Origin of the sequence: Pantoea sp. E2023-21, from assembly GCF_051302795.1 — a bacterium.
GTDB lineage: Bacteria > Pseudomonadota > Gammaproteobacteria > Enterobacterales > Enterobacteriaceae > Pantoea > Pantoea ludwigii_A.
Genome location: NZ_CP195345.1, coordinates 597886 through 619692, shown reverse-complemented (window position 1 = coordinate 619692; position 21807 = coordinate 597886). Strand labels below are relative to the sequence as shown.

The window sequence follows — 21807 nt, the reverse complement described above, 5'->3', positions numbered from 1 at the left end:
TTTTTACCTGGACGATTCTGGAATATGAACTTCGCGCTCAAATCCGTTGCCCTCTAAAGCAACGTCTGGGTCAGCAAAAAAATCAATATTGAAATAAGTGTCATCACTTAATAACTCAATATGGTGCCAGTACTGCGGTGGGCTGATGCCAAACTGCCCGGCGATAATGGTGATTTCCATTTCGTGTGCTGTCTGGTGTTCACCAGCAAAACCATAATATTTCACTGCACCGCGCATAACTGAAAGCCTGCCATAAACGCCTTTTTTCGTGTTGTGATGGGTCAAGAGCGCTTGCGGCACACTCTTTCTATCCCAGAAAGGCGTTGAGCGAGTGTGTGCAAAATGTTGAGGGATGATATGAGCCATGTTGGGCCTCCTGTTAACAGATGATGCCGCCCTGCGTGAGCCAGTTACGGCGCTGCTCGGCGAGTTCTTCTTTCTCGCTACTGTGTTTAAAAACCGCCACGCGCAGACGCTGCTGTTGGGTGAAGCGCTCTTCGCGAGTGAGCTGATGGTCGTCGCTGAGTTCGCACAGCAGCCCATTCATATCGTGAATGACATTATTGCGAATGGTGTCATCAACCGTTCTGATGACTTCATTTAAATGATTCATGGTGTTATCCGACATAAGTATTCAGCTGTTGCAACAGCAGCGCACCAGCGACGATGAGTGAAAGAGGGGTGTAAGGGATATCCAAATCGACCCATGCTTTTCGTCCGGCATATTCGGTTTCAAAATGCAGGCGTTCCGGGGACGTTTGTCGATACGTGAACACTAGCCCGCGGCTGCCACTACCAAATGCTGCCCAACGCAGGGCATCAGCGGCCGATGCAATTTGCTGTGCGCTAAGCGCCTGACTGTTTAGTTGTTCTGACACGGTGATACTCCTGAGCTACATTATCTAATCTGATAAGGCATATTCCGTGCCATTACATAACACGTTGATTTTAATCAAATGGATAATTTTATGTTGTGTTAAATACAATGTCTTTGCTTGTCTTTGAGACAATTCATGTGCAGGTGACAATATGACTCTTTCTGTTCAGACGCTGGCGGCACTGGCTGTTGATATCCAAAATGGAGTGCATGGCCGCGACCGGTTTATGCGGATGATTAACTGCATCCACGGCGCGCTAAACTGTGACGCTACCGCGCTATTACGTTACGAGAATCAGCAGTTTCGTCCGCTGGCCACCGCGGGTCTGGCACCGGATGTGATGGGGCGGCGATTCAATCTTGATGCTCATCCACGGCTTGAGGCCATCGCGCGGGCTGGCGATGTGGTGCGCTTTCCCGCCGACAGTGATTTACCCGATCCCTATGATGGATTGATTCCCGACCAAGGCGATTTACACGTCCACGCCTGCGTCGGTATGCCACTTTTTGTCGGGCAAACGCTGATCGGCGCCCTAACGCTAGATGGCATTAACGCCACTCAATTTGATGATTACAGCGATGAAGAGTTACGAGTGCTGGCGAGCCTGACGGCGGGTGCGCTGAATAATGCCTTGCTAATGGAACGTTTAGAAAAACCCGCCTCATCCTTTACACCGCCACCACACCGACGTGAAGAGAGTGAAGAGGTGGAGATCATTGGTGATTCGACGGCGTTAACCCACCTCAAACAACAGATTGGGGTGGTTGCTCCCTCAGATCTCAGCGTGTTGATCATGGGCGAAACCGGCACCGGTAAAGAGTTGGTTGCTCAGGCCCTTCACCAACATTCTCATCGCGCAGCGCGGCCGCTGGTTTATCTGAATTGTGCAGCCCTACCGGAAAGCGTGGCGGAGAGCGAGCTGTTTGGCCACATCAAAGGGGCGTTCACCGGCGCCATTCACGATCGGCCGGGCAAATTCGAATTGGCGGATAAAGGGACGCTGTTTCTTGATGAGATTGGAGAGTTGCCGCTTTCGCTGCAGGCCAAGCTGCTACGCGTGCTGCAGTACGGCGACCTGCAGCGGGTGGGCGAAGATAAGCCGCTTACCGTTGATGTGCGCATTATCGCCGCAACTAACCTCGATATGCGCAAGGCGGTGACCGATGGTAAATTCAGGGCTGATCTTTATCATCGCCTTAGCGTCTTCCCGCTGTTCGTTCCGTCGCTGAATGAACGTCGTGACGATATCGTGCTGCTGGCGGGCTATTTCTGTGAAAAGTGTCGGGTGAAATTTGGCCTGTTGAGCGTTGCGTTAAGTGCTGGCTGCCGCGCTATGCTGCAAGCCGCAAGCTGGCCGGGAAATGTGCGCGAGCTGGAACATGCCATATATCGTGCCGTAATCATCGCGCAGACCGAATCACGCAACGGCGAAGTCATTCTGCTTCCGCAACATTTTCAACTGCAGGATAGCGGGACCGTTCAGGCAGAGCCGATCAAAACGTTGCTAATCTCGCCAGTGATGAACCTCAACGAGGCGACGCGTGAATTTCAGTACGGCTACATTAAACAGGCCTATGAAAGCTGCGATCGGGTGTGGGCTAAGGCGGCTAGAAAACTGGAATTGGATCCGGGTAATCTTCATCGGCTGGCAGTCAAACTGGGACTGAAATAAAGGGTAATGTTAATCGAAAACAGGTGTGAAATTTATCTATTCTGGATGTTGGAACATTTAAATAGGGCAAAGAAAATGCGGCCTGCTCTCCATTGGTTCAAAATAAATGTTGTTAGCAGCTTTCTTGCTGACACTAAGTGGTCGCTGGAGGGGATGGTCCGCTATGAGCAAAAAGCGGACGTCAAAGTTATTACGACAGGGTAGTTCTGCCACATTAAACATAACAACTCGGCCGAAAAATAATCTCAGCACTCTCCCCAGTGCATGTTTTGAATAACAACCCTGTATCCATCTATGTCCTCGAAGGTAACGCCATTGCGGTCCCAGTAAGGATTGAATGATTTAACCCTGGTAAAGCCAGCAGCATCCATATTTTCACAGGTAATTCGCCAGCTATCTTTTTCAGGAATGTACAGAACCAGAAGATCTTCATTTGAGGGCGAAGGTATCACCGGATGATCATGGTACTGGGTAAACTCAAGGTGCCAGGATAAGCCGTTCAGTCCTAACATATATCCGCTGAATCCATCGTGGTCAGTAAAACCGCCGATTTTTTCTAACCCAAGCCCGTTACAGTACAATTCACAGCTTTTGCTGAGTGCGCTGACAGGTCTGGCTATCCTCATGTGCTGCAATACCATAAACATCTCCCTTTCTTAACCTGACTTACCATAACACCCCTGTTGCGCTCCGACTTCAGTTAAGGGAGAAAGCTATACAACGTTCTCCAATAGCAGCTTTGCCTGAAGATATTCATAGCTGGTCAGCTCAATCTTATTATCGCTAAGATCTTTAAAGTACACGGACATAGATACATCGTGATCGCATACGGTAAACGGGATGCTTTTAGCGTTGAGAGCAGGCACAAGACTGAAAAACGCAGCCGCTTCTACCGCGAAAGCCACCGTATGACCGGGATGCTGATTTTTCCTGAGAAACAGGGAAAGTGATGCGCCGTTATTTCTGATAACTAGCGGCCCTCCCTGCTCAAACCAGAAGTACAGCGAGTCGTCGCGGGAAAAGCCAAGAACCTCTTGGTACCAGCGTTCTGCCGGTTCAATGTTCTCGACGTATACGTGTATGTGGTCAATCTTCGTTATCTTCACAGTCGCCACCCTGATTGTTATTACCAAAGAGACTCTCTTAGTCATTTTTGATAAACAACCCACCAAGCACATGACAACACTCGATTTACCATAAGATCTCATCGATGGCGGCTTCAGATATTCAACATAGCAGTCGTTTACAACGTCCGCTTTTGGCACCAAGCGGACATCAACGCTAAAACTCTCCCGTTTCTTCTGTTTTCAATTCAAACATTTTCACTCCTGCACCCGCTCAAATGTCGCAATTACCCGGTCGATATGTTTCTTCATCGCGCTTCTCGCTGCCTTACCATCACGTTTTTCAAGCGCCGAGAGAATCGCCATGTGCTCAGATTCCGAATCCGACGGCATATCGCTGGGCGTATAGTGCGCCTGTAACATGCGGAACATGCTGCCATAGCGATGACCGAGCAGGTGGCCGATGATAAAGCCATAGGCAGGGTTGCCGCTCGCCTGGGCAATGCGGATATGGAACAGGCGGTCGCCGGGATGGGTACGCGATTGCGCGCGGTTATCCTCGCAGTTTTGTTGGTACGCCGCGCGGATCAGCGCCAGTTCCTGTTCACTGGCATGCACCGCGGCTAGCGCTGCGGCCTCTGGCTCGATCAGGCGGCGCGCTTGCAGCAAGGAGAATGGCGGCAACTCGGTGGAAAAATCCAGGTTGATACCCAGTTCATCGTCCGGTTCCATCCACTGATCGCGTCCGGCCTGCACCATTACCGGCTCCTGCGTACTGGAACGCGCTTTTACAATCACACCGTTGCCGACTTTAACATCCACCAGCCCAATGACTTCCAGTGCGATCAACGCTTCACGCACTGATGCACGACTTACCTGCAGCTGCTCGGCCAATTCACGTTCCGCTGGCAAGCGACTGCCGGGAGGAAATTCGTTGTTGTCGATCAACTTGATCAGTTGATCAGCTATTTGTCTGTAAAGCCTGGGGTTTTCCATCTTTTTTATCGGCATCGCACTGCTACCTGTTTAAATATTTTAAGTGATCAGATGCACAAATAATCATCAGGGCACTTGTCAATGTTACGCAATTGTCAATAAAACGTAATGCGTCAGCGAAAAAGTAGCCAGGGTTATTTTGCTAACTCAAGCGGTAAAAACTTACTTTTAATGGCCTGACCATTAGATCTTTGGACCAGAGGAAATGCAATGAATTTATCCGGAAAACGCGTGTTAATCACCGCCGCCGGGCAGGGCATCGGGTTGGCCAGTGCGCGCTACTTTGCTCAGCAGGGCGCAGATGTTATCGCCAGCGATATAAACCTTACAGCGCTACAAAATTTACCCGGTATCCGCGCTTATCAACTGGATGTTACCGATCGTCAGGCGATTAGCGCGGCGGCGCAGGAGCTGGGCACGCTTGATGTGCTTTTCAACTGTGCAGGTGTTGTGCATAGCGGCAGCCTGCTGGCGTGCAGCGAAAAGGAGTGGCAGTTCGCGCTCGATCTTAACGTCACGGCAATGTTTCGCATGATTCAGGCGTTTCTTCCCGCGATGCTGCAACAGCAGCAGGGATCGATTATCAACATGTCATCTGTGGCATCAAGCGTAAAAGGCGTGGTCAATCGCTTTGCCTATAGCGCCACCAAGGCCGCGGTAATTGGTCTGACGCGCTCGGTAGCGGCGGATTACATAGGTGAAGGGATCCGTTGCAACGCCATCTGCCCCGGCACCATCGATTCGCCTTCGCTGCGCCAGCGCATTGCCGCGCAGGCTGAGGCAGAAGGTCGCAGCGAAGCGGAAGTTTATCGCGCCTTTGTTGCGCGTCAGCCTATTGGGCGTATCGGTACCACCGAGGAGATCGCTTATCTGGCGGCCTATCTGGCGTCCGATGCCAGCGCATATACCACCGGTACCGCACAGATCATCGATGGCGGCTGGAGTAACTAACAGGAGGGGAAGAATGAAATTATTACGTGTGGGCGAGCCGGGTAAAGAGCGTCCGGCAATGGTGGATGAACAGGGCGAACTGCGCGATTTGTCGCATTTTATCGATGACATCGCAGGCGATGCACTGCTGCCCTCCGAGTTGGAGAGGCTACGCCAGCTGCCACTCAGCGAATTGCCCAAAATCAGTGGACAGCCGCGCATTGGTGCCTGTGTTGGACGTGTTGGCAAGTTTATCTGTATCGGCCTGAACTATGCCGATCACGCCGCAGAGACCGGTGCTGAAATTCCGCAAGAGCCGGTGGTGTTTGGCAAATGGACCAGCGCGATCGTCGGGCCAAATGACGCGGTGCGCATTCCTCGTGGCTCGGTAAAAACCGACTGGGAAGTGGAACTGGGCGTGGTAATCGGCAAAGGCGGCAGCTATATCGCCGAAGAGGATGCGCTGTCACATGTCGCGGGCTATTGCGTGGTTAACGACGTCTCAGAACGTGAATACCAGATTGAACGCGGCGGCACATGGGACAAAGGCAAAGGCTGCGACACCTTTGGCCCAATTGGCCCCTGGCTGGTGACCGCGGATGAAATCGCCGATCCGCAGCAACTCGATCTGTGGCTGGAGGTTGATGGCAAGCGCTATCAAAACGGTAATACCCGCACCATGGTCTTTTCGGTTGCGCACATCATTAGTTACCTTAGCCGTTTTATGAGTTTGCAGCCGGGCGACATCATCTCTACCGGCACACCGCCGGGCGTCGGCATGGGGCAGAAACCGCCGGTCTATTTACGTCCGGGGCAGGTCATCAGGTTAGGCATCGCCGGGCTTGGCGAGCAGCGTCAAATCACCGAGGGCAGCGAAGAATGACCAGGCTTACCGCACTGCGCGTAGAAGATATCCGTTTTCCGACCTCCGAACATCTCGATGGTTCAGATGCGATGAATCCAGACCCAGATTATTCAGCCGCTTACGTCATTATTGAAACGGATAATGTGGCGATCAGCGGCCACGGTCTCACCTTCACCATTGGACGCGGTAATGAAATTTGCTGTGCGGCGATACGCGCATTGGAACACTTAATTGTTGGTCGCCAGTTGGAGTCGATTACCGCCGATATGGGGCAATTCTGGCGCGACATCATCCCTGAACTCAATACTGCAGCCACCCGGCACCGCGCGGGCGGTAATCTGCAACTGGCCCGCAGGTTTGCCATAGCGCAGGGCGTTTTCAATCAACACGCTAAAAACCTGGCCCAACCTGAAGGAATCGGCGCGGCAGGTGAGCGTGCTGTCTGCGGCCACGCTGATGATCATGCCATTTGCCTCGGCTTGCGGTCGCATCCAGGCCACGCGCTCCCGCGCCAGTTCACCGGGATTTATCACCTGCAAATCCAGATTGAGTTGCCCGGCATCGGCCAGCGACAGCAGGTGAAGCTCATCAATAAGTCGGCTCATGTGGCGCAGCTGCTTCATGATCATTTCCAGCTGCTGCGGTTCGGGCTGAAACACGCCATCAAGCAGACCTTGTAACCGCCCAATGGCGGCCGTTAGCGGCGATCGTAATTCGTGTGCCAGCGCCACATGTGAGGCGCGGAGTTCGCGATCATACAGCGCCAGCTGCTGGCTCATGCGATTAAAGTCGTGTGCGAAGTGCAACAGCTCCGCCGGGGCACTGTTGACGATGGTGGCGGAGGAGCCAAACTGCCCTTCGGATACCCGATCAGCGGTTTTCTTCAGGTGGCTAAACTGCAGCGCCAGCGGACGGGCGTAGCGCAAAACGGTGAAAGCAACAAACGGCGTAATGATAAAAATCAGTATGATCACCATCAGCCAGTCAGCGGCGCCGACCGAAGGATCGGAGTAGCGTACGCCCCAGCGTTCATCAACGATTTCATGAAAGCGCGGCAGATTGGTTTGCGGATGCGCTCGCAGCGTCAGAAATTCCTGGCGCATTTCCGGTGGCATATGGTGAATGATCCACAGATTTTGCAGCGCAAAGCGCAGAAACATAATCCCCGCGACGGCAATCACCGTGATGATAGCCAGTGTCAAAATACGCACGCAAATCCAGCGCCACAGCGTTTGAGGAGGTGACTTGTTCATGGCTGCCTGAACCTATAACCCACGCCACGCACGTTGAGTAATATCTCTGACAAACCCGCGCTTTCGAGCTTCTTACGCAGATTGTAGACGTGGGTATCGATTACTCTTTCCAGCGCCTCACTCTCAGGTATACAGGTTTCGATCAGATATTGACGGCTAAGTGCGCGCACTGGCGCCCGCATTAGGGTAACCAGCAGGGAAAATTCTGTCGGCGTCAGCTCAACGCGTGTTGGCCGCTTATTTGGTTGCGCGACCAGTGCGGTCATTGCCGCCGTGTTGACTTCAAGTGCCTGCCAGCGCAGCACCTCATCCTCAGCGAAGGGTGCGCGACTGCGGCGCAGTACCGCCTGCACGCGCGCGACGACTTCACCCGGATGATAGGGTTTCACCACGTAATCATCCGCGCCGTAACGCAGAGCGCTAATTCTGTCGGGCGTGTCCGCCATCGCGGTAATCATGATCACCGGCGTATCACCACGGCGTCGCACGGCTGCCAGCACTTCGATTCCGTTCATGCCAGGCAGCATGATGTCGAGCAGAATCAGATCGGGCTTCCACCTATCAACATGCTCCAGACCGCTGAGGCCGTTAGGGGCAATCTGCACCGCATAGCCTTCACGCAGCAGATAAGCCTCTAGCACATCTGCTGCGTCTGCATCATCCTCAATAACCAATACTCGTCTGTTGTTCATGGCTCACCTTGACCGTTTCTTCATAATTCCCTGGCACTTTATTGATAAAGCTTCGGGATACTGCAATCCGTGACGCAACGCCCGGGCAAGGGGCTAAAAACAGATGGGTAACTGAGGTGACACGATGATAACCAGAAAAAAGGCGCTGTACAGTGGCTGTTTACTCGTGGCCAGTTTCAGTGCCAGCACGCGTGCAGATGACAGCACATCGCAGGATGGGGTGATGTTGGGATTGGGTGCGCAGACCACGCCGCAATACAGCGGCGCAGATAAGCAACGCTGGCAAGCGGTGCCGATGCTGCAGGCCAGAAAGGGCGCATTTTTCTTCGATGCGCAAAAGGGCCTGGGTTACGATCTGCAGAGCGACAGCGGCCTGTATCTGGAGCATACGCTGGGATATGGCATGGGCAGGACGGACAAGGATTCGGACTGGCGCGATGGCGCTGACACGTTACGGGGCATGGGTACAATCAATGCCACATTGAATACCGGTATTGCGGCCGGTTGGGCGGTCTCCCCGTGGCTGATTCTTGAAGCAAAAGCCGTGCTGCCGCTGACAGACAGTCAGGGAGTCAATTATCGCACCTCGCTAACGATGATTCCGCTTCAGAACCAAGAAGATAGCCTTTCATTGCAGACTTCCGCGCTGTTTGGTGACGCGCGCTACATGCAAACCTGGTACGGCGTTAATGCGCGTCAAAGCGCTAAGAGTGGCTATGCGACTTACTCTCCTGCAGCCGGATTTTATGGGGTAGAAACTGACCTGACGTGGAGTCATCAGTTTACTCAGCACTGGGGCGGCGCGCTGAGCGCGGGTTATACGTGGCTAGACGATCACGCGGCAGACAGCCCAATCGTATTCAGGCATAACCAGCTAACCGGAACCGTCGCAGTGACGTACGCTTTTTAGGGACCACACATGATGAATCCTGACAAAGGTGTGCTGACATTGCTGGTGGTTATTAGCGTTTGCGCCATGGTGCATCTGGCTATCTATCTTATCTACGTTGCTGAATAAAGCGGAGAGATGAAAAGCGACACGTATTGTAGCCGCGCCCTTTATGGCGCGATAAATCGCGCCGCTACCTGACGTGCAGCAGTCGCCAAACCCCCTCATCTCAGCATGAATACCTGAACTCATACAGCCCGCCAACAGTTCCTTTCACTGCGCATATGTACGCTGCAGGAACAGATCGTAATTCGAATCAAATGAGCTTTTGTTATCCGCTTAGTGGTTGATTGTGCATATGTTCACTGCCACAGGTCATTGCTGAGAGGACGATCACACCTTGAGCGCTAAAAATTACTTAGCAGGCTTATTGTGATGCCGCTCACAATGAGCAGGCAAAAAATAAGCGATAAAATAAACAAATGAACAGCGCTCGTTCATTTGCGCAAAGCGCCGTTTACAAACTCTGAACTAAACCTAAAAGGTTCATCCATGAAAAACCGATACAGTACGAAAGTGCTGGCGCTTTTCTGCGCCCTGTCATTTCTGATGTACGTCGATCGCGTCAACCTTTCGACGGCGGCAGGGCTGATTAAGCAGGATCTTGGCCTCAATAACACCGATCTCGGGCTCATTTTCTCTGCCTTCGCTTACACCTATTTAGTGTTCCAGATTATCGGTGGCTGGTTTGTTGACCGTTTCGGCGCACGCAAAACCATCATTATCTGCGGCAGCATCTGGGTGGTCGCGACCCTTTGTACCGGTTTTGCCGGGGGATTCGCGTCGCTGTTCCTGTCACGCATGCTGCTTGGCGTAGGTGAAGGCGCGGCATTGCCGTCACAAGCACGCGCCATGACATTCTGGTTCTCCAGCGAGAAACGTGGCTTCGTGCAAGGTATCACTCACTCATTCTCCCGCTTTGGTAATGCCGTCACGCCCTCGCTGGTCGCGTTGCTGGTGTTAATGCACTCGTGGCGTTTTTCCTTCATTGCGTTGGGCGTGATCACCGCCGTATGGCTCGGTTTCTGGATTGCGGGCTTTCGCGACAACCCGCATCACATTGCCGATATGAGCGAGGAGGAGCGCAAGATCCTGCCAAAACTCGACGCCTACATGACAGACAAAGTCAAAGCGCCCACGCCCTGGAAAGCGTTAATTAAGCGGATCGGGCCAACCATGGGCGTCTATTTCTGCTACGGCTGGACAGGCTGGCTGTTCTTTACCTGGCTTCCCACGTTCTTCATGAATGGTCGTGGCATGGATCTGAAATCATCCGCGCTCTTTACCTCGGCAGTGTTTCTCTCCGGTGTGGTGGGAAATACGGTCGGCGGCATCGTGAGTGACAAAATTCTGAAACGTACCGGCAATGTAGTGGCGGCGCGACGTAACGTAATTATTTTCAGCTTCCTGACCGCCGGATTGCTGCTCATTCCGGTAATCAGCTCAACCAACATGACTGTGATCACCGCCTGTCTCGGCTTGGCTTTCTTCTGCCTCGAACTGACCATTGGCCCCATCTGGGCGGTACCGATGGAGATCACGCCCAAGTACGTTGGCGTGGCCAGCGGCCTGGTGAATGCGGGTTCCGCAGTAGCGGGCATCATTTCACCGATTCTGTTTGGCATCATCATTGATAGAACGGGCAACTGGAGTCTGCCGTTTTATGGCTCGGTTGTGCTGTTAATGGTCGGCATCGTGCTCACCTTCTTTATGCGCCCAGACATTCCGTTATCTGAAGATTCCCCTTCACGCGGTGAAGTACAGCCCGCAAATAATGCTTATCACTGAGGAAATCCTGATGAAAAAACCTTCTGTTGCACTGGTGCTGGGCGATCCAGCAGGTATTGGCCCTGAACTGGTGGCGAAAGTGCTATCGCAGTCAGCGCTACGTGAGTTGGCTAACGTCATTATCATTGCCGACCGTCAGGAGTTGGAAAAAGGCATGGCCATTGCTGGCCAGCGTTTCGATTATGACGAAATCACTGATACCGCAGACATCACGTTCACGTTGGGTAAACCGTTACTGCTCAATCATGACTGGTCTACGCGTACGCCTTTTGACTATGGCAATGCCAGCGAGCAGAGCGGCGTGTATATCCTGGAAACGCTGGCGCGCGCGGTGGAACTGACACAGCAGGGCATAACCCAAGGCGTCTGTTTTGCGCCGTTGAATAAGCAAGCGATGCATATGGGCGGGCTGCAGCACCGCGATGAATTACACTGGTTCGCTGAATTACTGAAGTGGGACAGTTTCTGCTGTGAGGTGAATGTGGTGGATAACCTCTGGGCAGGACGCGCCACCTCGCATATTCCCTTCCGCGATATCGTGAAGAACCTGAGTGTTGAAGGCGTCGTCGATACCATTGCGCTGATGGATCGCACGCTGCGTCAGGCGGGCATTGCTAAGCCGAAAATTGCCGTGCAGGCCCTGAATCCACATGGCGGTGAGAATGGTCTGTTTGGTGATGAGGAACAAACCATCATTAAACCGGCGATGGCGAAGGCCAAAGAGCAAGGTATTGATGTTTATGGCCCTTACCCGGCCGATACCACTTACAAAGCGGTAGAAACACAGCAACTGGATGCTGTGGTTTCGATGTACCACGATCAGTTCGCCACCGCGTTAAAAATGCTTGGCTTCGAGCGCGGCATCACCGTGCAGGGCGGACTGCCGATTCCGATCGCGACCGCCAATCACGGCACCGCATACAACTTATATGGGCAAAATCTTGCCACGCCATCGGCGTTTGAGAATGCCTTCCGCTTGCTAGTGCGTATGGCAACCAGCGCCGCTTAAGATGGCTTCAGCACCCCAATATGTTGTCGGGGTGCAGCGATATAAGGAGAAAGCGTGCTATGCCTCATCCCCTCAAACTCGGTGTTAACACCGCGATTTTCGACGGGCACGATATGGACCTCGCCTTCGGTATCATTCGCGAACTTGGTTACGACTACGTTGAGTTGGCCTATAACCAAGGCTATGTTGGCGATCTTGATGACAGCTTGTTTAGCCCGGAGAATGCGCAACGCATTCTTACCTTGCTGAACAAGCATCAGTTGAAAACGCTGGCGCTGGGTTGCACCTTTAACCTCGCACGACCAGAAGCGGTCGAATTCCTGCAAACGCGCATTGGTTTTGCTCAGGCGATTGGCGTCAAGCTGCTCAATGCCTGCACGGCAAAGCGTGAGGATTATGCGGTATTGGTGAGTCATCTACGGCAGATCGCGCCGCATCTTGAGCAGGCGGGGTGTTGCTTACTGATCGAAAATGGCGGTGACACGAATTATGATGCCTTTGCGCTGGCAGACAAGGGTGAACAACTGCTGCAAGAGGTGGGTAGCGCGGCGGTAGCCTTTAATGGCGATGCCGGCAACATGGTGTCGCTGCGACCCGAAGCTGATGCGATAAAGCAAATGATGCAGTTGCTGCCGCAGATGCGGCATTGCCACATTAAAGATGTGTTTAAGCAGGGCGCAGAGTTTTACTTTCCACCCATCGGTCAGGGTTTGCTGGATTATCAACCGTTACTTAACGCATTGGCTGAGAGAGATATTCCTTGTACGTTAGAAATTCCGCTGCGCATGCATCGGCTGGCTAACAGCATGCCGGTACGCAGTGGCGCGCCAGTGGAACTTGAACGCATTGTTGAGGTGCTGAGGGAGAGTAAAAGGTATATCGATGGACTGCAGCGCAACGCTGGCTAAAGCAGACATAGCAGGGCGTTAAATCCGCACCGCTGGAAGGACAATCTCTTTCAGCGGTGCGGATTCAGTCAGATTATTTCTTAGGAATTTCTGAAATCTCTTTCACGTCACTCTTATTCATTTGCTGCTTCACGCCATTGGCATCGACATAACCCAGCAGGCCGGTTTCCGCATCCTGTGGTTTGCCATCAGTTACGATGGTGCGACCATCATTGGTGTGGATAGCGTAGGAAGTACGCGTACATCCGGTTAGTGCGGACAGGGCAATCACTGCAGTAATAGAAAGCAAAATTGATTTTTTCATTAGTCTCTCCAGACAGTTATAAGGATATTAATTATCCAGTTCGCTCATGTTGGTAATCTTGTCGCGATTGATCTGCTCAGTTTTACCCGTTTGCGCATCCTTGTAGGAAACAAGGCCCGTGTCGCTGTCGATTTGCGGCTTGCCAGACGTCACGATAGTGCGTCCGTCGGTAGTCTTAATGGCCTGATTAGAAGAACACGCTGACAATGTCATTGCCATAAAGGTGCCAAGAAATGCGGTTGCTAATACTGTTTTTTTCATCTTGATGAGTTCCTTTCAGTGGAATAAGTTTTAACTACCTAAATAGCTTAGAACATTTTTCCGAAACAGCCAGAAAGCGTGGTATTAACGCAACTGGCTATCCTTACTTCCGCGACGATTGTAACCGCTGTTCGCCGCCTGTTTTTTATCCATCTTGCTTTGACAGTTCACGCAATAACGCACGCCCGCTAACGCCGCGCGACGCGCTTCCGGGATCGGTTCACCGCACTCATCGCAAAACTCGGCGCTTTCGCCGTGACCGAGATTTTCGCGGGCGCGGGCTACCGCATCATCAACCGTGGCATCAATTTGTTTGTGAACCGCACCGTCTTCCGACCAACCGCCAGCCATACTTCACCTCCATAAAAACGTATAGGAAAAGTATAAGACACGGCGCGATTAATGCCGGGCAGGTGGGAATGACTGCGTAAAACGCCACCACATTTAACAGGGTTGACACATCCTCGGGCGCCACCCTAGACTGCGGCTTGTTCCAAGGGGTGCTCTGTTAAGGGGCTGAGATTCTACCGGCTGGCGTGTCTGCGCTGGCAACGTAGTGACCCTCCGAACCTGATCCGGCTAATACCGGCGTAGGGATGCGGAACCGCAGGGCGACAGTACGCCCTGATTCCCTCTTTGTGCTTTGTAGCGGACAGTTCGCGCTCTTCAGGCGATGCCTGGGAGTCTCTGCGCAATCGCAAAGGTGGCTATGCACATGAACGAAACCCAAATCATCCAGGCTCTGCTGGCATTCCTGCAGCGCGAAGATGCCTCAGACGACGATTTCAACCAGCTGGCCCTTGAAATCTTCGCCTACCAGTTCACCCATAACCCACCTTATCGCCGCTTCGCCATCCAGCGTGGCCGCACGCCCCTGACGGTGAAAAGCTGGCGCAATATTCCCGCCATTCCGATTACCGCCTTTAAAGATTTGACCCTCAGCTGCCGACCCGTCGACGAAATGGCAGCCATTTTTATGACCAGCGGCACTACCGGCACGGTAAAAGGGCGCAGCTACCACCCAACGCTGGAAGTGTGGAAACATTCAATGCTGCTCAACTTCCGCCGCCGCTTTATGGCAGGCAGAGCACGTATCCGCATGGGCATTTTGTTCCCGGACCCGGTGGTGATGCCGAACTCCTCGCTGGCTACCTATCTCGATGTGGCGCTACAGGAATGTGGTACGCCAGACAGTGCAGTGATGGTGGGCGAGCAGGGTCTCGAAACCGAACTTCTGTTCAACGCGCTGGAGCAGACCGAAGCTCGCGGCGAGCCGTATGCGCTGCTGGGTGCAAGCTACAGCTTCGTGCATCTGCTCGATGAAATGCAGCGCCAGCAGCGGCGCTTCTCGCTGCCTGCAGGCAGTCGCATTCTGGATACCGGCGGGTTTAAGGGCCAGTCACGCGAAATGGGCGCGGAAGAATTCTACGCATCGCTCGCCGCCGCATTCGGCATTCCGCGCCAACACTGCATCAACATGTACGGTATGACCGAAATCAGCACGCAATTCTACGACTCGGGGAATGAACACTGCCCGCCGGTGAAATCAGGACCGCACTGGATCCGCACGCGTGTGGTCAATCCGCTTACCGGTGATGATGTGCCGGAGGGCGAGATTGGCGTGCTGGTGCATCACGATCTGGCGCATTTCAACTCGGTTTCCGCCCTGTTAACGGAAGATGCCGGTGCGATCGTGCCTGGCGGATTTCATCTGCTGGGACGCGCGACCGGTGCTGATGCCAAAGGCTGTTCATTGACCATGGATGCGTTTCTCGCCGGCGCGCGGGCTCCGCTGTGAAAGAAATTGCCGGTCATCTGCCGGGCCTTTCCATTGATGACGTGCAGTGGCACACGCTGAATTTCAGCCATCACGGCGAAAATCTTGAGGTTTGCGTTCCGCAACTCAATGATGAGCAGATAAACGCTCTTTCTGCGCGCATCCGCGCCAACGCCCGCGCCTACCTCTGCCAGCTAAGCGTCGCGCAGATCATTGCCGTCGTTGATCAAGCGGTAGTGCGACTACTTGATCGCCAGCATCCGTTACGTATCAAGGCTGAAAAGCTGCTGCCGATTATCACCGGTTACGATGCCGAAATGGTGCGCCTTGGCCTCACCGGCTACCTGAAAACTTTCCGCCAGCCGCAGCTGAAACGCTTTCTGGCGGAAGATTTCGCCGATCCTCAAATGCTCGACGATTTCCAACCGCGCCCTAAAGGCGGTTTCGCGCGGGCATTTGGCCCGCAGCTATTGATGCACATCTGGGCGGGTAATGTGCCCGGTTTGCCGCTGTGGAGTTTGATCTGCGGTCTGCTGGTCAAAGCGGGCACCATTGGCAAACTGCCGGGCAATGAGCCACTGATGGCGAGCTGGTTCGCGCAATTGCTGGCGGAAATCGACCCAAAACTGGGCGAGTGCATCGCAGTAGTGTGGTGGAAAGGTGGCGATGCGCAAACCGAGCCAACGTGGCTGCGCCAGCCCGATGCGGTGGTGGCTTATGGCGGAAACTCAACGCTGGCGGCGATCCAACAGCGTTTGCCTGTCACCACCCGCTTTCTGCCACACGGCCACAAAATCAGCTTTGGGCTAGTGGCGAATTCAGCGCTGAATTCACGGCAGGGCGCTGAACTGGCGCGTCGCGTGGCTCACGACGTGATGCGTTACGACCAGGCGGGTTGCTACTCGCCGCAGATGCTGTTTGTTGAACGCGGCGGTAAGGTGTCGCCAAATGAGTTCGCCAGCTATATCGCCCATGAACTTGCCGCACTGGCGCATAAACATCCCCGCCGTCCGCTGGCTAGCGAAGAGACGAACAGTATTGCCGCGTGGCGTAATGGCGAGGAGATTCGCGCACTGCGTGGCGATCGCACGCTGTATGGCGATGCGACAGAGAGTTGGGCGGTGGTGAGCGTTGATCACGCGGAAGCGTTATTGCCTGGCGCCCTTGGGCGCACGTTAAAAGTGGTGTCAGTTGATGCGCTGAATGAGGTGATCGATTTGCTGGCGCCGCAGCGGCATTTTCTGCAAACCGCCGGCGTAGCGGCCGCGCCGCAGGCGTTGTTCCGCATCTCCGCTCTGCTCGGGCAAGTGGGCGTCACCCGCATCGCCGGGTTTGGCAATATGACCTCGCCGGAAGCGGGCTGGCATCACGACGGGCGTTTTAGTTTGCTCGATCTGGTGACCATCACGGAAATTGAGCAGGGCGCAGAAACGGCCGCCGAACATTACGCCCCCTATGCGGACTAACGTGGCCCCGCACCGTAGCGGTGCAGTATATTGCGCGTGACGATATAAGATCTTATTTCTACTGGAGCAAAACATGAAATTCTCCAACCAGACAGTTTTAGTGACAGGCGCCAGCCGAGGTATTGGTGCGGCAATTGCTAAAGCGTTCGCCGCAGAAGGCGCGTTTGTGATGGTGAACTATCTGCGTAATGCTGCGGCGGCTAAAAGCGTGGTTGAGGCGTGTCGCGCACTGGGCGGAGACGCGCTGGCGATTGCCGCAGATGTCACGTCTGAGCCGCAGGTCTACGCAATGATGGAGCAAATCGTCAACACGACCGGCCGACTCGATGCGGTGATCAACAATGCCTTTGCGCCTTACGTTTTCGACACCGAGAATCGTCCGCGTTTCTGGGAAACCGCGTGGTCAGGATATCAGTCGCAGTTCGATGGCTCGGTTAAAGCCGCTTATAACGTTTGCCAGGCGGCGCTGCCTTTAATGCGTACGCGAGTGCGCGGCAGCATCGTTAATCTGACCAGCGATCTGGTGGCGCGTCCCTCAGTGCCGTATCACGATTACATCACGGCTAAAGCCGCGTTGACCGGTTTTAGCCGTACGCTGGCGACGGAACTGGGGCCGCTGGGCATTCGTGTTAACTGCGTCGCGCCCGGCCTGGTTTATCCCACCGATGCCAGCCAGGCAACGCGTGAAGCGGTGCGCGATCTCCTCACCACGCAAACGCCGCTGCACCGCATTGCGCGCCCGGAAGATGTCACCGGCCCGGTACTGTTTCTGGCCTCCGACTGGAGCGAATTTGTTACCGGGCAAACGTTATACGTCGATGGCGGATTAGTGATGAATTAACCCGTGGGGTCGCCATTCAGGGTAAAACTGAGTTGCCTTTTTGCGCATTGTTCACCGGGAACATGCCAGCGGTGACAATCGAATAGTTGGGAGCTCATTACATCGATCAGACTTTTGATCCGACGGTGAATGCGATTTCGGTGATCTTTATCAGCTACGCGCTGCTGGTATTACTGGTGATTGAGAAAACGATTGGGTTGATGACGTTGAGTGAGATTGATGATGACGATTCGCACGCAGATGGCGCGGTGTTTGTGGCTAAGGAAATGTTGTAGTTTGTTATCTTTGTTCATATAATTATTCTGTTCATGAATCATGAACGAAACAAAAGTGTGAACAAATGAAGATGGAACAACTGATTTCTGATGCAATCCGCTGCCTGCCGACCGGACTTCGTCTGGAGTACGACCTCGCTCCACACGTCTTGCCTTCGGCTGGCTCGGCCATACTCTTTGCGCCGCATGATGAAAGTATAAACTTCACCCTTGAGGTTAAGCATATCCATCGTATGGAGACGCTTAAGCGGGTGAAAGCCCATATCGAAAGCTTGCAGCGGGAACGCCCAGTACTGCTTATCTGCAATCAGCTCAGTCAGTCACTTGCTGCTTACTGTATGCAAAATGACATCAATTTCATCGATACCGCCGGCAATGCAAGCATTCAGTTACCAGGATTTTTTATGCTGATTGAGGGCAAACAAGAAAAAAAATCCGTGACCTCAGGCGGAAGATTCCCGGTAGGAGTCATGAAGCTGCTGTTTATCTTGCTGTCAGACCCCAGCGTTATCGACCAACCCTACCGTGCACTGGCTGAAATGGCGGGCATCTCTTTGGGTATGGTAAGCAAAGCCTTCGAATATCTTGAGCGTCAACGTTATTTTCGCAAGACTAAAAATGGCAGGCGGCTCATCGGCGTAGATGAACTCTGTGCAATGTGGATAGATGACTATCCTCGCTCGTTAAAGCCCAAACTTGATCAGCTGAAGCTGGCTATGCCGGAGAAACCAGAATACCTTGCTTTGATTGACGATGAAATTGCAGGAGGAGAGTTGGCAGCTGCAAACCTCAGCAACGGCTATCTGGTGCCCACCTCAGCAATTGTTTACACCCCACATTCGTTGCTGCAGCGTCGTAAAGAACTCGCGCTAAAACCTTCTCGTGAAGGGGATTTCCAGCTTATTGCCGGTTTCTGGGGACGTTATCATCTGACTTCACGCGCGCGAGCTATGCTATGCCTGGCTGATCTGCTGGAAAGCGGTGATGACAGGAAGAGGGAAGTCGCAAGGATCATAAATGAAAAATATCTTAACCTTAACGAAGCCACTCTTTTCAGTTACTGAAGCACTGCTGCGTAGTATTAATAAAATCTGCGCTGAGCAAAGTATTGCCTATTTCATCGCGGGGGCTACTGCACGAGAAATCCTCATTCATAACGTATATGGAAGAAGCATTGGACGTCGAACACGCGATGTCGATTTTGCCGTATTTGTGGCGGGCTGGGATAGATTTGACGCATTGAAACAGGCTTTCAACGACGCCGGAGCACAATCGATTAACAGAAATCCCCACCGTATGGTTATGAATGGTATCGAGCTAGATATTATTCCATTTGGTGGTATTTCAGAGGGCAACCAAATTGCCTGGCCACCCGATCGTACGATAATTATGTCTGTCGATGGTTTTGAAGAAGCCTTCAGCGAATCGGTATTGGTTGAGCTATCTGATGGAGAGCTTATTCCATTTTGCTCATTACCCGGCCTTGCTTTGCTCAAGCTGTTTGCGTGGCGCGATCGCGGTGCTGAAAATGGTAAAGACGCAGCGGATCTGTACAAAATCCTTAGTGAATATGGCCTGATAGAAGAAGATCGTATTTACGAACTTCCTGTCAGAGGTGAGGAAATGGAGTGGGATGTTATCCGCATGGGAGCGTATTTACTTGGCGCAGATATCGCAGCGATCAGTGGTGTTGAATCACAGTCAGAACTGCAAAGGTTAGATAAAGAAAAAATAATCGATGCAATAGTGCGTCAGTCAAATAGCGAAACAGCGGAAAATATTGAGCAAATTATTGATGATTTCTGGGCGGGGGCAATGAAGGAAAAAGATTAATTGTTAATTGGTTTGATAAATGCTGTACGTGGACGGCAACATTGTGTGTAAGGATGGATGGAATGAGAGGATGATCGCATAGCTTTTGGCTAACACTGCTAACGCTGAGGAGGAGAACTAACATGAACAAAATAGTATTGCTCAAAGATGACATAACCAAAGTTTCGGCAGACGCTATTGTGAACGCCGCTAATACCTCGTTGCTGGGTGGAGGCGGAGTTGATGGCGCCATCCATCGGGCAGGCGGGCCAGCGATTTTGGCTGAATGCCAGAAAATCAGGAATCGACAAGGTGGCTGTAAAGTCGGAGATGCAGTGATCACCACGGCGGGTGATTTGCCGGCAAAATATGTGATTCACACCGTTGGACCACACTGGCATGACGGGCAACATGACGAAGAAACGCTGTTAAAAAATGCCTATCTGAGCTGTTTTAAGCTGATCGATGAATATGGCATCCAAACCGTTTCGTTTCCCAATATCAGCACCGGCATATACAGATTTCCTAAGGCATCGGCGGCTGAGATCGCATTGGGTGTGATTAACCAGTGTTTACGTGACAACCCCCACATCGAGCGCGTCAATTTGGTGTGCTTTGATGAGGAAAATTACGATCTGTATTCAACTATGCTTGGGCAGTAAAGTTCTAAATAATTTCATTCATCCACTCTCGCACCGCGATATATTTACTGTTGGCTAAAACCTGATGACTATCTTATTACCGCCTTAAGTCGATAAAAATTGCAACAATTAACCTTACGCAATATTCAAAACGGAAGGGTTAACAACATGGAGTTTGGTTTTCAAAATCGGCTGGCCTTATTCAAGGTCTAAGGATGAACTTAACGCATTATTTGCCAGTCTCAACTTTAGTAATCTGGAAAATGTCAGCCCAATTGAAGCATTCGATCAATTCCAAACACAGCGTCGCATGAGCGCTACTTTCATTTTCAGCCAGTTATACCTATTGCTTAAGAATGTAGTCGCGACCTTTATTACTCAGGAACCATAACCTTTTTGACGCGATTGCATTCATTTTGTCTATGGTGACAGAAGGTCTTTTGATAATCCCCGCCAAATAAAAAAAGCGGCCCTCAGGCCGCCAAAAACCTCAACTGCAGTGAACATTGAGGAAGGAGGATAATAACCGGGTTAGCCTTTTACGCCGCCGGCCGTCAGGCCGCTGACCAGCCAGCGTTGTGCCAGCAGGAACACCAGCGTAATTGGAATCGCAGACAACACCGCCGCCGCGGCAAAATCGCCCCACAAATAGTTCTGCGGGTTCAGATATTGCTGCATGCCAACCGCCAGCGTGTAGCTGTTCACATCGCGCAACAGCAGCGACGCAACCGGCACTTCGGTGACGGCAGCGATAAACGCCAGAATAAATACCACCGCCAGAATAGGTACCGACAGCGGTAACAACACCAGGCGGAATGCCTGCCACGGCGTGGCGCCATCCAGCGCGGCGGCTTCTTCCAGCGATCCATCGATGGTTTCGAAATAGCCTTTAATGGTCCAAACGTGCAGGGCAATGCCGCCAAGGTAGGCAAAGATCACGCCGCCGTGGGTGTTGAGGCCGATAAACGGCAGGTATTGTCCCAGGCGATCAAACAGTGCATACAGCGCCACCAGCGACAGTACGGCAGGGAACATCTGGAAAACCAGCATGCCTTTTAACAGCGTGGCGCGTCCGGCAAACCGCATGCGGGCAAAGGCATACGCGCAGGTGGTGGAGAGCGCCACAATACCGATGGCGCTGATGGCGGCGATCTTCACCGAGTTCCACAGCCACAGCACCACCGGGAACGGCGGCGGTGTGACGCGCCCGTCGGCGTGCTCCACGCTGAAACCTAACGCCAATTGCCAGTGTTCCCAGGAAATCTGCTCTGGGATCAGCGAGCCGGTGGCAAAGTTACCGGCGCGCAGTGAGATGGCAAAGACCATCAGCAGCGGAAACAGAATTCCCGCAATAAACATCAGCAGCAGCAGATGCGTCATCAACAGACGCAGCTTTTGCGACTTGGGTTGCACCATAGCCATAACG

The 21807-nt window shown here is 52.9% G+C and carries 25 protein-coding genes, 2 pseudogenes and 1 riboswitch; of the genes and pseudogenes, 15 read left to right on the top strand and 12 right to left on the bottom strand.

Going from position 1 to position 21807, the window contains the following annotated elements; translation table 11 throughout:
- Window positions 1-3 precede the first annotated feature (3 nt).
- Genes ACRQ84_RS21830 through ACRQ84_RS21820 form a run of 3 tightly spaced genes read right to left on the bottom strand, consistent with a single transcriptional unit; the run spans window position 4 to window position 878 of the window.
- Window positions 4-366 (bottom strand): TehB family protein, encoded by a 363-nt coding sequence (locus ACRQ84_RS21830; protein ID WP_483818083.1) that lies wholly within the window; start codon window positions 364-366, stop codon window positions 4-6.
- A 13-nt stretch (window positions 367-379) separates the two neighbouring features.
- Window positions 380-613 (bottom strand): DUF2526 family protein, encoded by a 234-nt coding sequence (locus ACRQ84_RS21825; protein ID WP_483818082.1) that lies wholly within the window; start codon window positions 611-613, stop codon window positions 380-382.
- 4 nt (window positions 614-617) lie between these two features.
- The gene (locus ACRQ84_RS21820; protein WP_483818081.1) at window positions 618-878 is read right to left on the bottom strand and encodes a hypothetical protein; all 261 of its coding nucleotides are present in this window, start codon (window positions 876-878) and stop codon (window positions 618-620) included.
- A gap of 151 nt (window positions 879-1029) precedes the next feature.
- On the opposite strand from ACRQ84_RS21820, the gene norR reads away from it, so the two are divergent.
- Complete coding sequence (norR, locus tag ACRQ84_RS21815; RefSeq protein ID WP_483818080.1) at window positions 1030-2550, top strand: nitric oxide reductase transcriptional regulator NorR; 1521 nt, start codon at window positions 1030-1032, stop codon at window positions 2548-2550.
- Window positions 2551-2795: 245 nt separating this feature from the next.
- Here the strand turns inward: norR and ACRQ84_RS21810 are convergent, their stop codons facing one another.
- The 3 genes from ACRQ84_RS21810 to ACRQ84_RS21800 all read right to left on the bottom strand — a co-directional run bounded on the left by ACRQ84_RS21810 (window position 2796) and on the right by ACRQ84_RS21800 (window position 4625).
- Window positions 2796-3191, bottom strand: coding sequence for a VOC family protein (locus ACRQ84_RS21810; RefSeq protein WP_483818079.1), 396 nt, complete (start codon window positions 3189-3191; stop codon window positions 2796-2798).
- A 72-nt stretch (window positions 3192-3263) separates the two neighbouring features.
- The gene (locus ACRQ84_RS21805; protein WP_483818078.1) at window positions 3264-3656 is read right to left on the bottom strand and encodes a VOC family protein; all 393 of its coding nucleotides are present in this window, start codon (window positions 3654-3656) and stop codon (window positions 3264-3266) included.
- A gap of 216 nt (window positions 3657-3872) precedes the next feature.
- Window positions 3873-4625, bottom strand: coding sequence for a FadR/GntR family transcriptional regulator (locus tag ACRQ84_RS21800; protein WP_483818077.1), 753 nt, complete (start codon window positions 4623-4625; stop codon window positions 3873-3875).
- Between the two features lie 195 nt (window positions 4626-4820).
- On the opposite strand from ACRQ84_RS21800, the gene ACRQ84_RS21795 reads away from it, so the two are divergent.
- From ACRQ84_RS21795 to ACRQ84_RS21785, 3 genes and pseudogenes are all read left to right on the top strand, one after another.
- Entirely contained in the window at window positions 4821-5561 is a 741-nt protein-coding gene (locus ACRQ84_RS21795; RefSeq protein ID WP_064741446.1) for an SDR family oxidoreductase, read from the top strand.
- Between the two features lie 13 nt (window positions 5562-5574).
- Entirely contained in the window at window positions 5575-6423 is an 849-nt protein-coding gene (locus ACRQ84_RS21790; protein ID WP_064741447.1) for a fumarylacetoacetate hydrolase family protein, read from the top strand.
- A pseudogene (locus ACRQ84_RS21785) lies at window positions 6420-6692 on the top strand (fuconate dehydratase); the annotation flags it as partial. The gene ACRQ84_RS21790 and the pseudogene ACRQ84_RS21785, both read left to right, overlap by 4 nt.
- Here the strand turns inward: ACRQ84_RS21785 and ACRQ84_RS21780 are convergent.
- Both ACRQ84_RS21780 and ACRQ84_RS21775 read right to left on the bottom strand, forming a co-directional pair.
- Window positions 6633-7658: a sensor histidine kinase gene (locus ACRQ84_RS21780; protein WP_483818076.1), complete on the bottom strand. Its 1026-nt coding sequence runs from the start codon at window positions 7656-7658 to the stop codon at window positions 6633-6635. The pseudogene ACRQ84_RS21785 and the gene ACRQ84_RS21780 sit on opposite strands and share 60 nt — an antisense overlap.
- Complete coding sequence (locus ACRQ84_RS21775; protein WP_483818075.1) at window positions 7655-8350, bottom strand: response regulator transcription factor; 696 nt, start codon at window positions 8348-8350, stop codon at window positions 7655-7657. The genes ACRQ84_RS21780 and ACRQ84_RS21775 overlap by 4 nt, the downstream gene beginning before the upstream one ends.
- Before the next feature lie 124 nt (window positions 8351-8474).
- On the opposite strand from ACRQ84_RS21775, the gene ACRQ84_RS21770 reads away from it, so the two are divergent.
- The 4 genes from ACRQ84_RS21770 (at window position 8475) to ACRQ84_RS21755 (ending at window position 13004) form a co-directional block, all read left to right on the top strand.
- Window positions 8475-9260, top strand: a complete 786-nt coding sequence (locus ACRQ84_RS21770; RefSeq protein WP_483818074.1) for a MipA/OmpV family protein — start codon at window positions 8475-8477, stop codon at window positions 9258-9260.
- A 531-nt stretch (window positions 9261-9791) separates the two neighbouring features.
- The gene (locus ACRQ84_RS21765) at window positions 9792-11087 is read left to right on the top strand and encodes an MFS transporter (RefSeq protein WP_483818073.1); all 1296 of its coding nucleotides are present in this window, start codon (window positions 9792-9794) and stop codon (window positions 11085-11087) included.
- A 10-nt stretch (window positions 11088-11097) separates the two neighbouring features.
- Window positions 11098-12096: a 4-hydroxythreonine-4-phosphate dehydrogenase PdxA gene (locus ACRQ84_RS21760; RefSeq protein WP_483818072.1), complete on the top strand. Its 999-nt coding sequence runs from the start codon at window positions 11098-11100 to the stop codon at window positions 12094-12096.
- Between the two features lie 59 nt (window positions 12097-12155).
- Window positions 12156-13004: a sugar phosphate isomerase/epimerase family protein gene (locus ACRQ84_RS21755; protein WP_483818071.1), complete on the top strand. Its 849-nt coding sequence runs from the start codon at window positions 12156-12158 to the stop codon at window positions 13002-13004.
- 73 nt (window positions 13005-13077) lie between these two features.
- On the opposite strand, the gene ACRQ84_RS21750 is transcribed toward ACRQ84_RS21755, so the two are convergent.
- From ACRQ84_RS21750 to ACRQ84_RS21740, 3 genes are all read right to left on the bottom strand, one after another.
- Window positions 13078-13308, bottom strand: coding sequence for a YgdI/YgdR family lipoprotein (locus tag ACRQ84_RS21750; protein ID WP_064740257.1), 231 nt, complete (start codon window positions 13306-13308; stop codon window positions 13078-13080).
- A 27-nt stretch (window positions 13309-13335) separates the two neighbouring features.
- Window positions 13336-13569, bottom strand: coding sequence for a YgdI/YgdR family lipoprotein (locus ACRQ84_RS21745; protein ID WP_064740256.1), 234 nt, complete (start codon window positions 13567-13569; stop codon window positions 13336-13338).
- 84 nt (window positions 13570-13653) lie between these two features.
- Window positions 13654-13920: a DksA/TraR family C4-type zinc finger protein gene (locus ACRQ84_RS21740; RefSeq protein WP_064740255.1), complete on the bottom strand. Its 267-nt coding sequence runs from the start codon at window positions 13918-13920 to the stop codon at window positions 13654-13656.
- Between the two features lie 135 nt (window positions 13921-14055).
- Window positions 14056-14183: riboswitch (TPP riboswitch) on the top strand.
- A 101-nt stretch (window positions 14184-14284) separates the two neighbouring features.
- Between ACRQ84_RS21740 and ACRQ84_RS21735 the strand changes: the two genes are divergently transcribed.
- From ACRQ84_RS21735 to ACRQ84_RS21705, 7 genes and pseudogenes are all read left to right on the top strand, one after another.
- The gene (locus tag ACRQ84_RS21735; protein WP_483818070.1) at window positions 14285-15367 is read left to right on the top strand and encodes a LuxE/PaaK family acyltransferase; all 1083 of its coding nucleotides are present in this window, start codon (window positions 14285-14287) and stop codon (window positions 15365-15367) included.
- Window positions 15364-16812: an acyl-CoA reductase gene (locus ACRQ84_RS21730; protein WP_483818069.1), complete on the top strand. Its 1449-nt coding sequence runs from the start codon at window positions 15364-15366 to the stop codon at window positions 16810-16812. The genes ACRQ84_RS21735 and ACRQ84_RS21730 overlap by 4 nt, the downstream gene beginning before the upstream one ends.
- Before the next feature lie 73 nt (window positions 16813-16885).
- Window positions 16886-17653 carry an SDR family oxidoreductase gene (locus ACRQ84_RS21725; RefSeq protein WP_483818068.1) on the top strand — a complete coding sequence of 256 codons (768 nt, stop codon included), beginning with the start codon at window positions 16886-16888 and terminating at the stop codon, window positions 17651-17653.
- Between the two features lie 95 nt (window positions 17654-17748).
- Window positions 17749-17853: pseudogene (locus tag ACRQ84_RS21720) on the top strand (ABC transporter permease); the annotation flags it as partial.
- Window positions 17854-17993: 140 nt separating this feature from the next.
- On the top strand, window positions 17994-18992 hold the full coding sequence (locus ACRQ84_RS21715) for a type IV toxin-antitoxin system AbiEi family antitoxin (RefSeq protein WP_483818067.1): 999 nt from the start codon (window positions 17994-17996) through the stop codon (window positions 18990-18992).
- A complete protein-coding gene (locus tag ACRQ84_RS21710; protein ID WP_483818066.1) occupies window positions 18946-19761 on the top strand; it encodes a nucleotidyl transferase AbiEii/AbiGii toxin family protein in 816 nt (271 codons plus the stop codon). Before ACRQ84_RS21715 ends, ACRQ84_RS21710 begins: the two co-directional genes overlap by 47 nt.
- 122 nt (window positions 19762-19883) lie before the next feature.
- Complete coding sequence (locus ACRQ84_RS21705; protein WP_483818065.1) at window positions 19884-20402, top strand: O-acetyl-ADP-ribose deacetylase; 519 nt, start codon at window positions 19884-19886, stop codon at window positions 20400-20402.
- Between the two features lie 510 nt (window positions 20403-20912).
- Here ACRQ84_RS21705 and malG read toward each other — a convergent pair.
- The gene (gene malG / locus ACRQ84_RS21700; protein ID WP_483818064.1) at window positions 20913-21803 is read right to left on the bottom strand and encodes a maltose ABC transporter permease MalG; all 891 of its coding nucleotides are present in this window, start codon (window positions 21801-21803) and stop codon (window positions 20913-20915) included.
- Between the last annotated feature and the right edge of the window lie 4 nt (window positions 21804-21807).

Bases quoted from the DNA above. Each gene is read 5' to 3' on its own strand.
- ACRQ84_RS21740 (WP_064740255.1), bottom strand. From the start codon at position 13,920: ATGGCTGGCGGTTGGTCGGAAGACGGTGCGGTTCACAAACAAATTGAT.
- ACRQ84_RS21810 (WP_483818079.1), bottom strand. From the start codon at position 3,191: ATGGTATTGCAGCACATGAGGATAGCCAGACCTGTCAGCGCACTCAGC.
- ACRQ84_RS21725 (WP_483818068.1), top strand. From the start codon at position 16,886: ATGAAATTCTCCAACCAGACAGTTTTAGTGACAGGCGCCAGCCGAGGT.
- ACRQ84_RS21770 (WP_483818074.1), top strand. From the start codon at position 8,475: ATGATAACCAGAAAAAAGGCGCTGTACAGTGGCTGTTTACTCGTGGCC.
- ACRQ84_RS21715 (WP_483818067.1), top strand. From the start codon at position 17,994: ATGAAGATGGAACAACTGATTTCTGATGCAATCCGCTGCCTGCCGACC.
- ACRQ84_RS21775 (WP_483818075.1), bottom strand. From the start codon at position 8,350: ATGAACAACAGACGAGTATTGGTTATTGAGGATGATGCAGACGCAGCA.
- ACRQ84_RS21825 (WP_483818082.1), bottom strand. From the start codon at position 613: ATGAATCATTTAAATGAAGTCATCAGAACGGTTGATGACACCATTCGC.
- ACRQ84_RS21795 (WP_064741446.1), top strand. From the start codon at position 4,821: ATGAATTTATCCGGAAAACGCGTGTTAATCACCGCCGCCGGGCAGGGC.
- ACRQ84_RS21735 (WP_483818070.1), top strand. From the start codon at position 14,285: ATGAACGAAACCCAAATCATCCAGGCTCTGCTGGCATTCCTGCAGCGC.
- ACRQ84_RS21705 (WP_483818065.1), top strand. From the start codon at position 19,884: ATGAACAAAATAGTATTGCTCAAAGATGACATAACCAAAGTTTCGGCA.
- ACRQ84_RS21790 (WP_064741447.1), top strand. From the start codon at position 5,575: ATGAAATTATTACGTGTGGGCGAGCCGGGTAAAGAGCGTCCGGCAATG.
- ACRQ84_RS21765 (WP_483818073.1), top strand. From the start codon at position 9,792: ATGAAAAACCGATACAGTACGAAAGTGCTGGCGCTTTTCTGCGCCCTG.
- ACRQ84_RS21710 (WP_483818066.1), top strand. From the start codon at position 18,946: ATGAAAAATATCTTAACCTTAACGAAGCCACTCTTTTCAGTTACTGAA.
- ACRQ84_RS21750 (WP_064740257.1), bottom strand. From the start codon at position 13,308: ATGAAAAAATCAATTTTGCTTTCTATTACTGCAGTGATTGCCCTGTCC.
- malG (WP_483818064.1), bottom strand. From the start codon at position 21,803: ATGGCTATGGTGCAACCCAAGTCGCAAAAGCTGCGTCTGTTGATGACG.
- ACRQ84_RS21830 (WP_483818083.1), bottom strand. From the start codon at position 366: ATGGCTCATATCATCCCTCAACATTTTGCACACACTCGCTCAACGCCT.
- ACRQ84_RS21760 (WP_483818072.1), top strand. From the start codon at position 11,098: ATGAAAAAACCTTCTGTTGCACTGGTGCTGGGCGATCCAGCAGGTATT.
- ACRQ84_RS21745 (WP_064740256.1), bottom strand. From the start codon at position 13,569: ATGAAAAAAACAGTATTAGCAACCGCATTTCTTGGCACCTTTATGGCA.
- ACRQ84_RS21755 (WP_483818071.1), top strand. From the start codon at position 12,156: ATGCCTCATCCCCTCAAACTCGGTGTTAACACCGCGATTTTCGACGGG.
- ACRQ84_RS21780 (WP_483818076.1), bottom strand. From the start codon at position 7,658: ATGAACAAGTCACCTCCTCAAACGCTGTGGCGCTGGATTTGCGTGCGT.
- norR (WP_483818080.1), top strand. From the start codon at position 1,030: ATGACTCTTTCTGTTCAGACGCTGGCGGCACTGGCTGTTGATATCCAA.
- ACRQ84_RS21800 (WP_483818077.1), bottom strand. From the start codon at position 4,625: ATGCCGATAAAAAAGATGGAAAACCCCAGGCTTTACAGACAAATAGCT.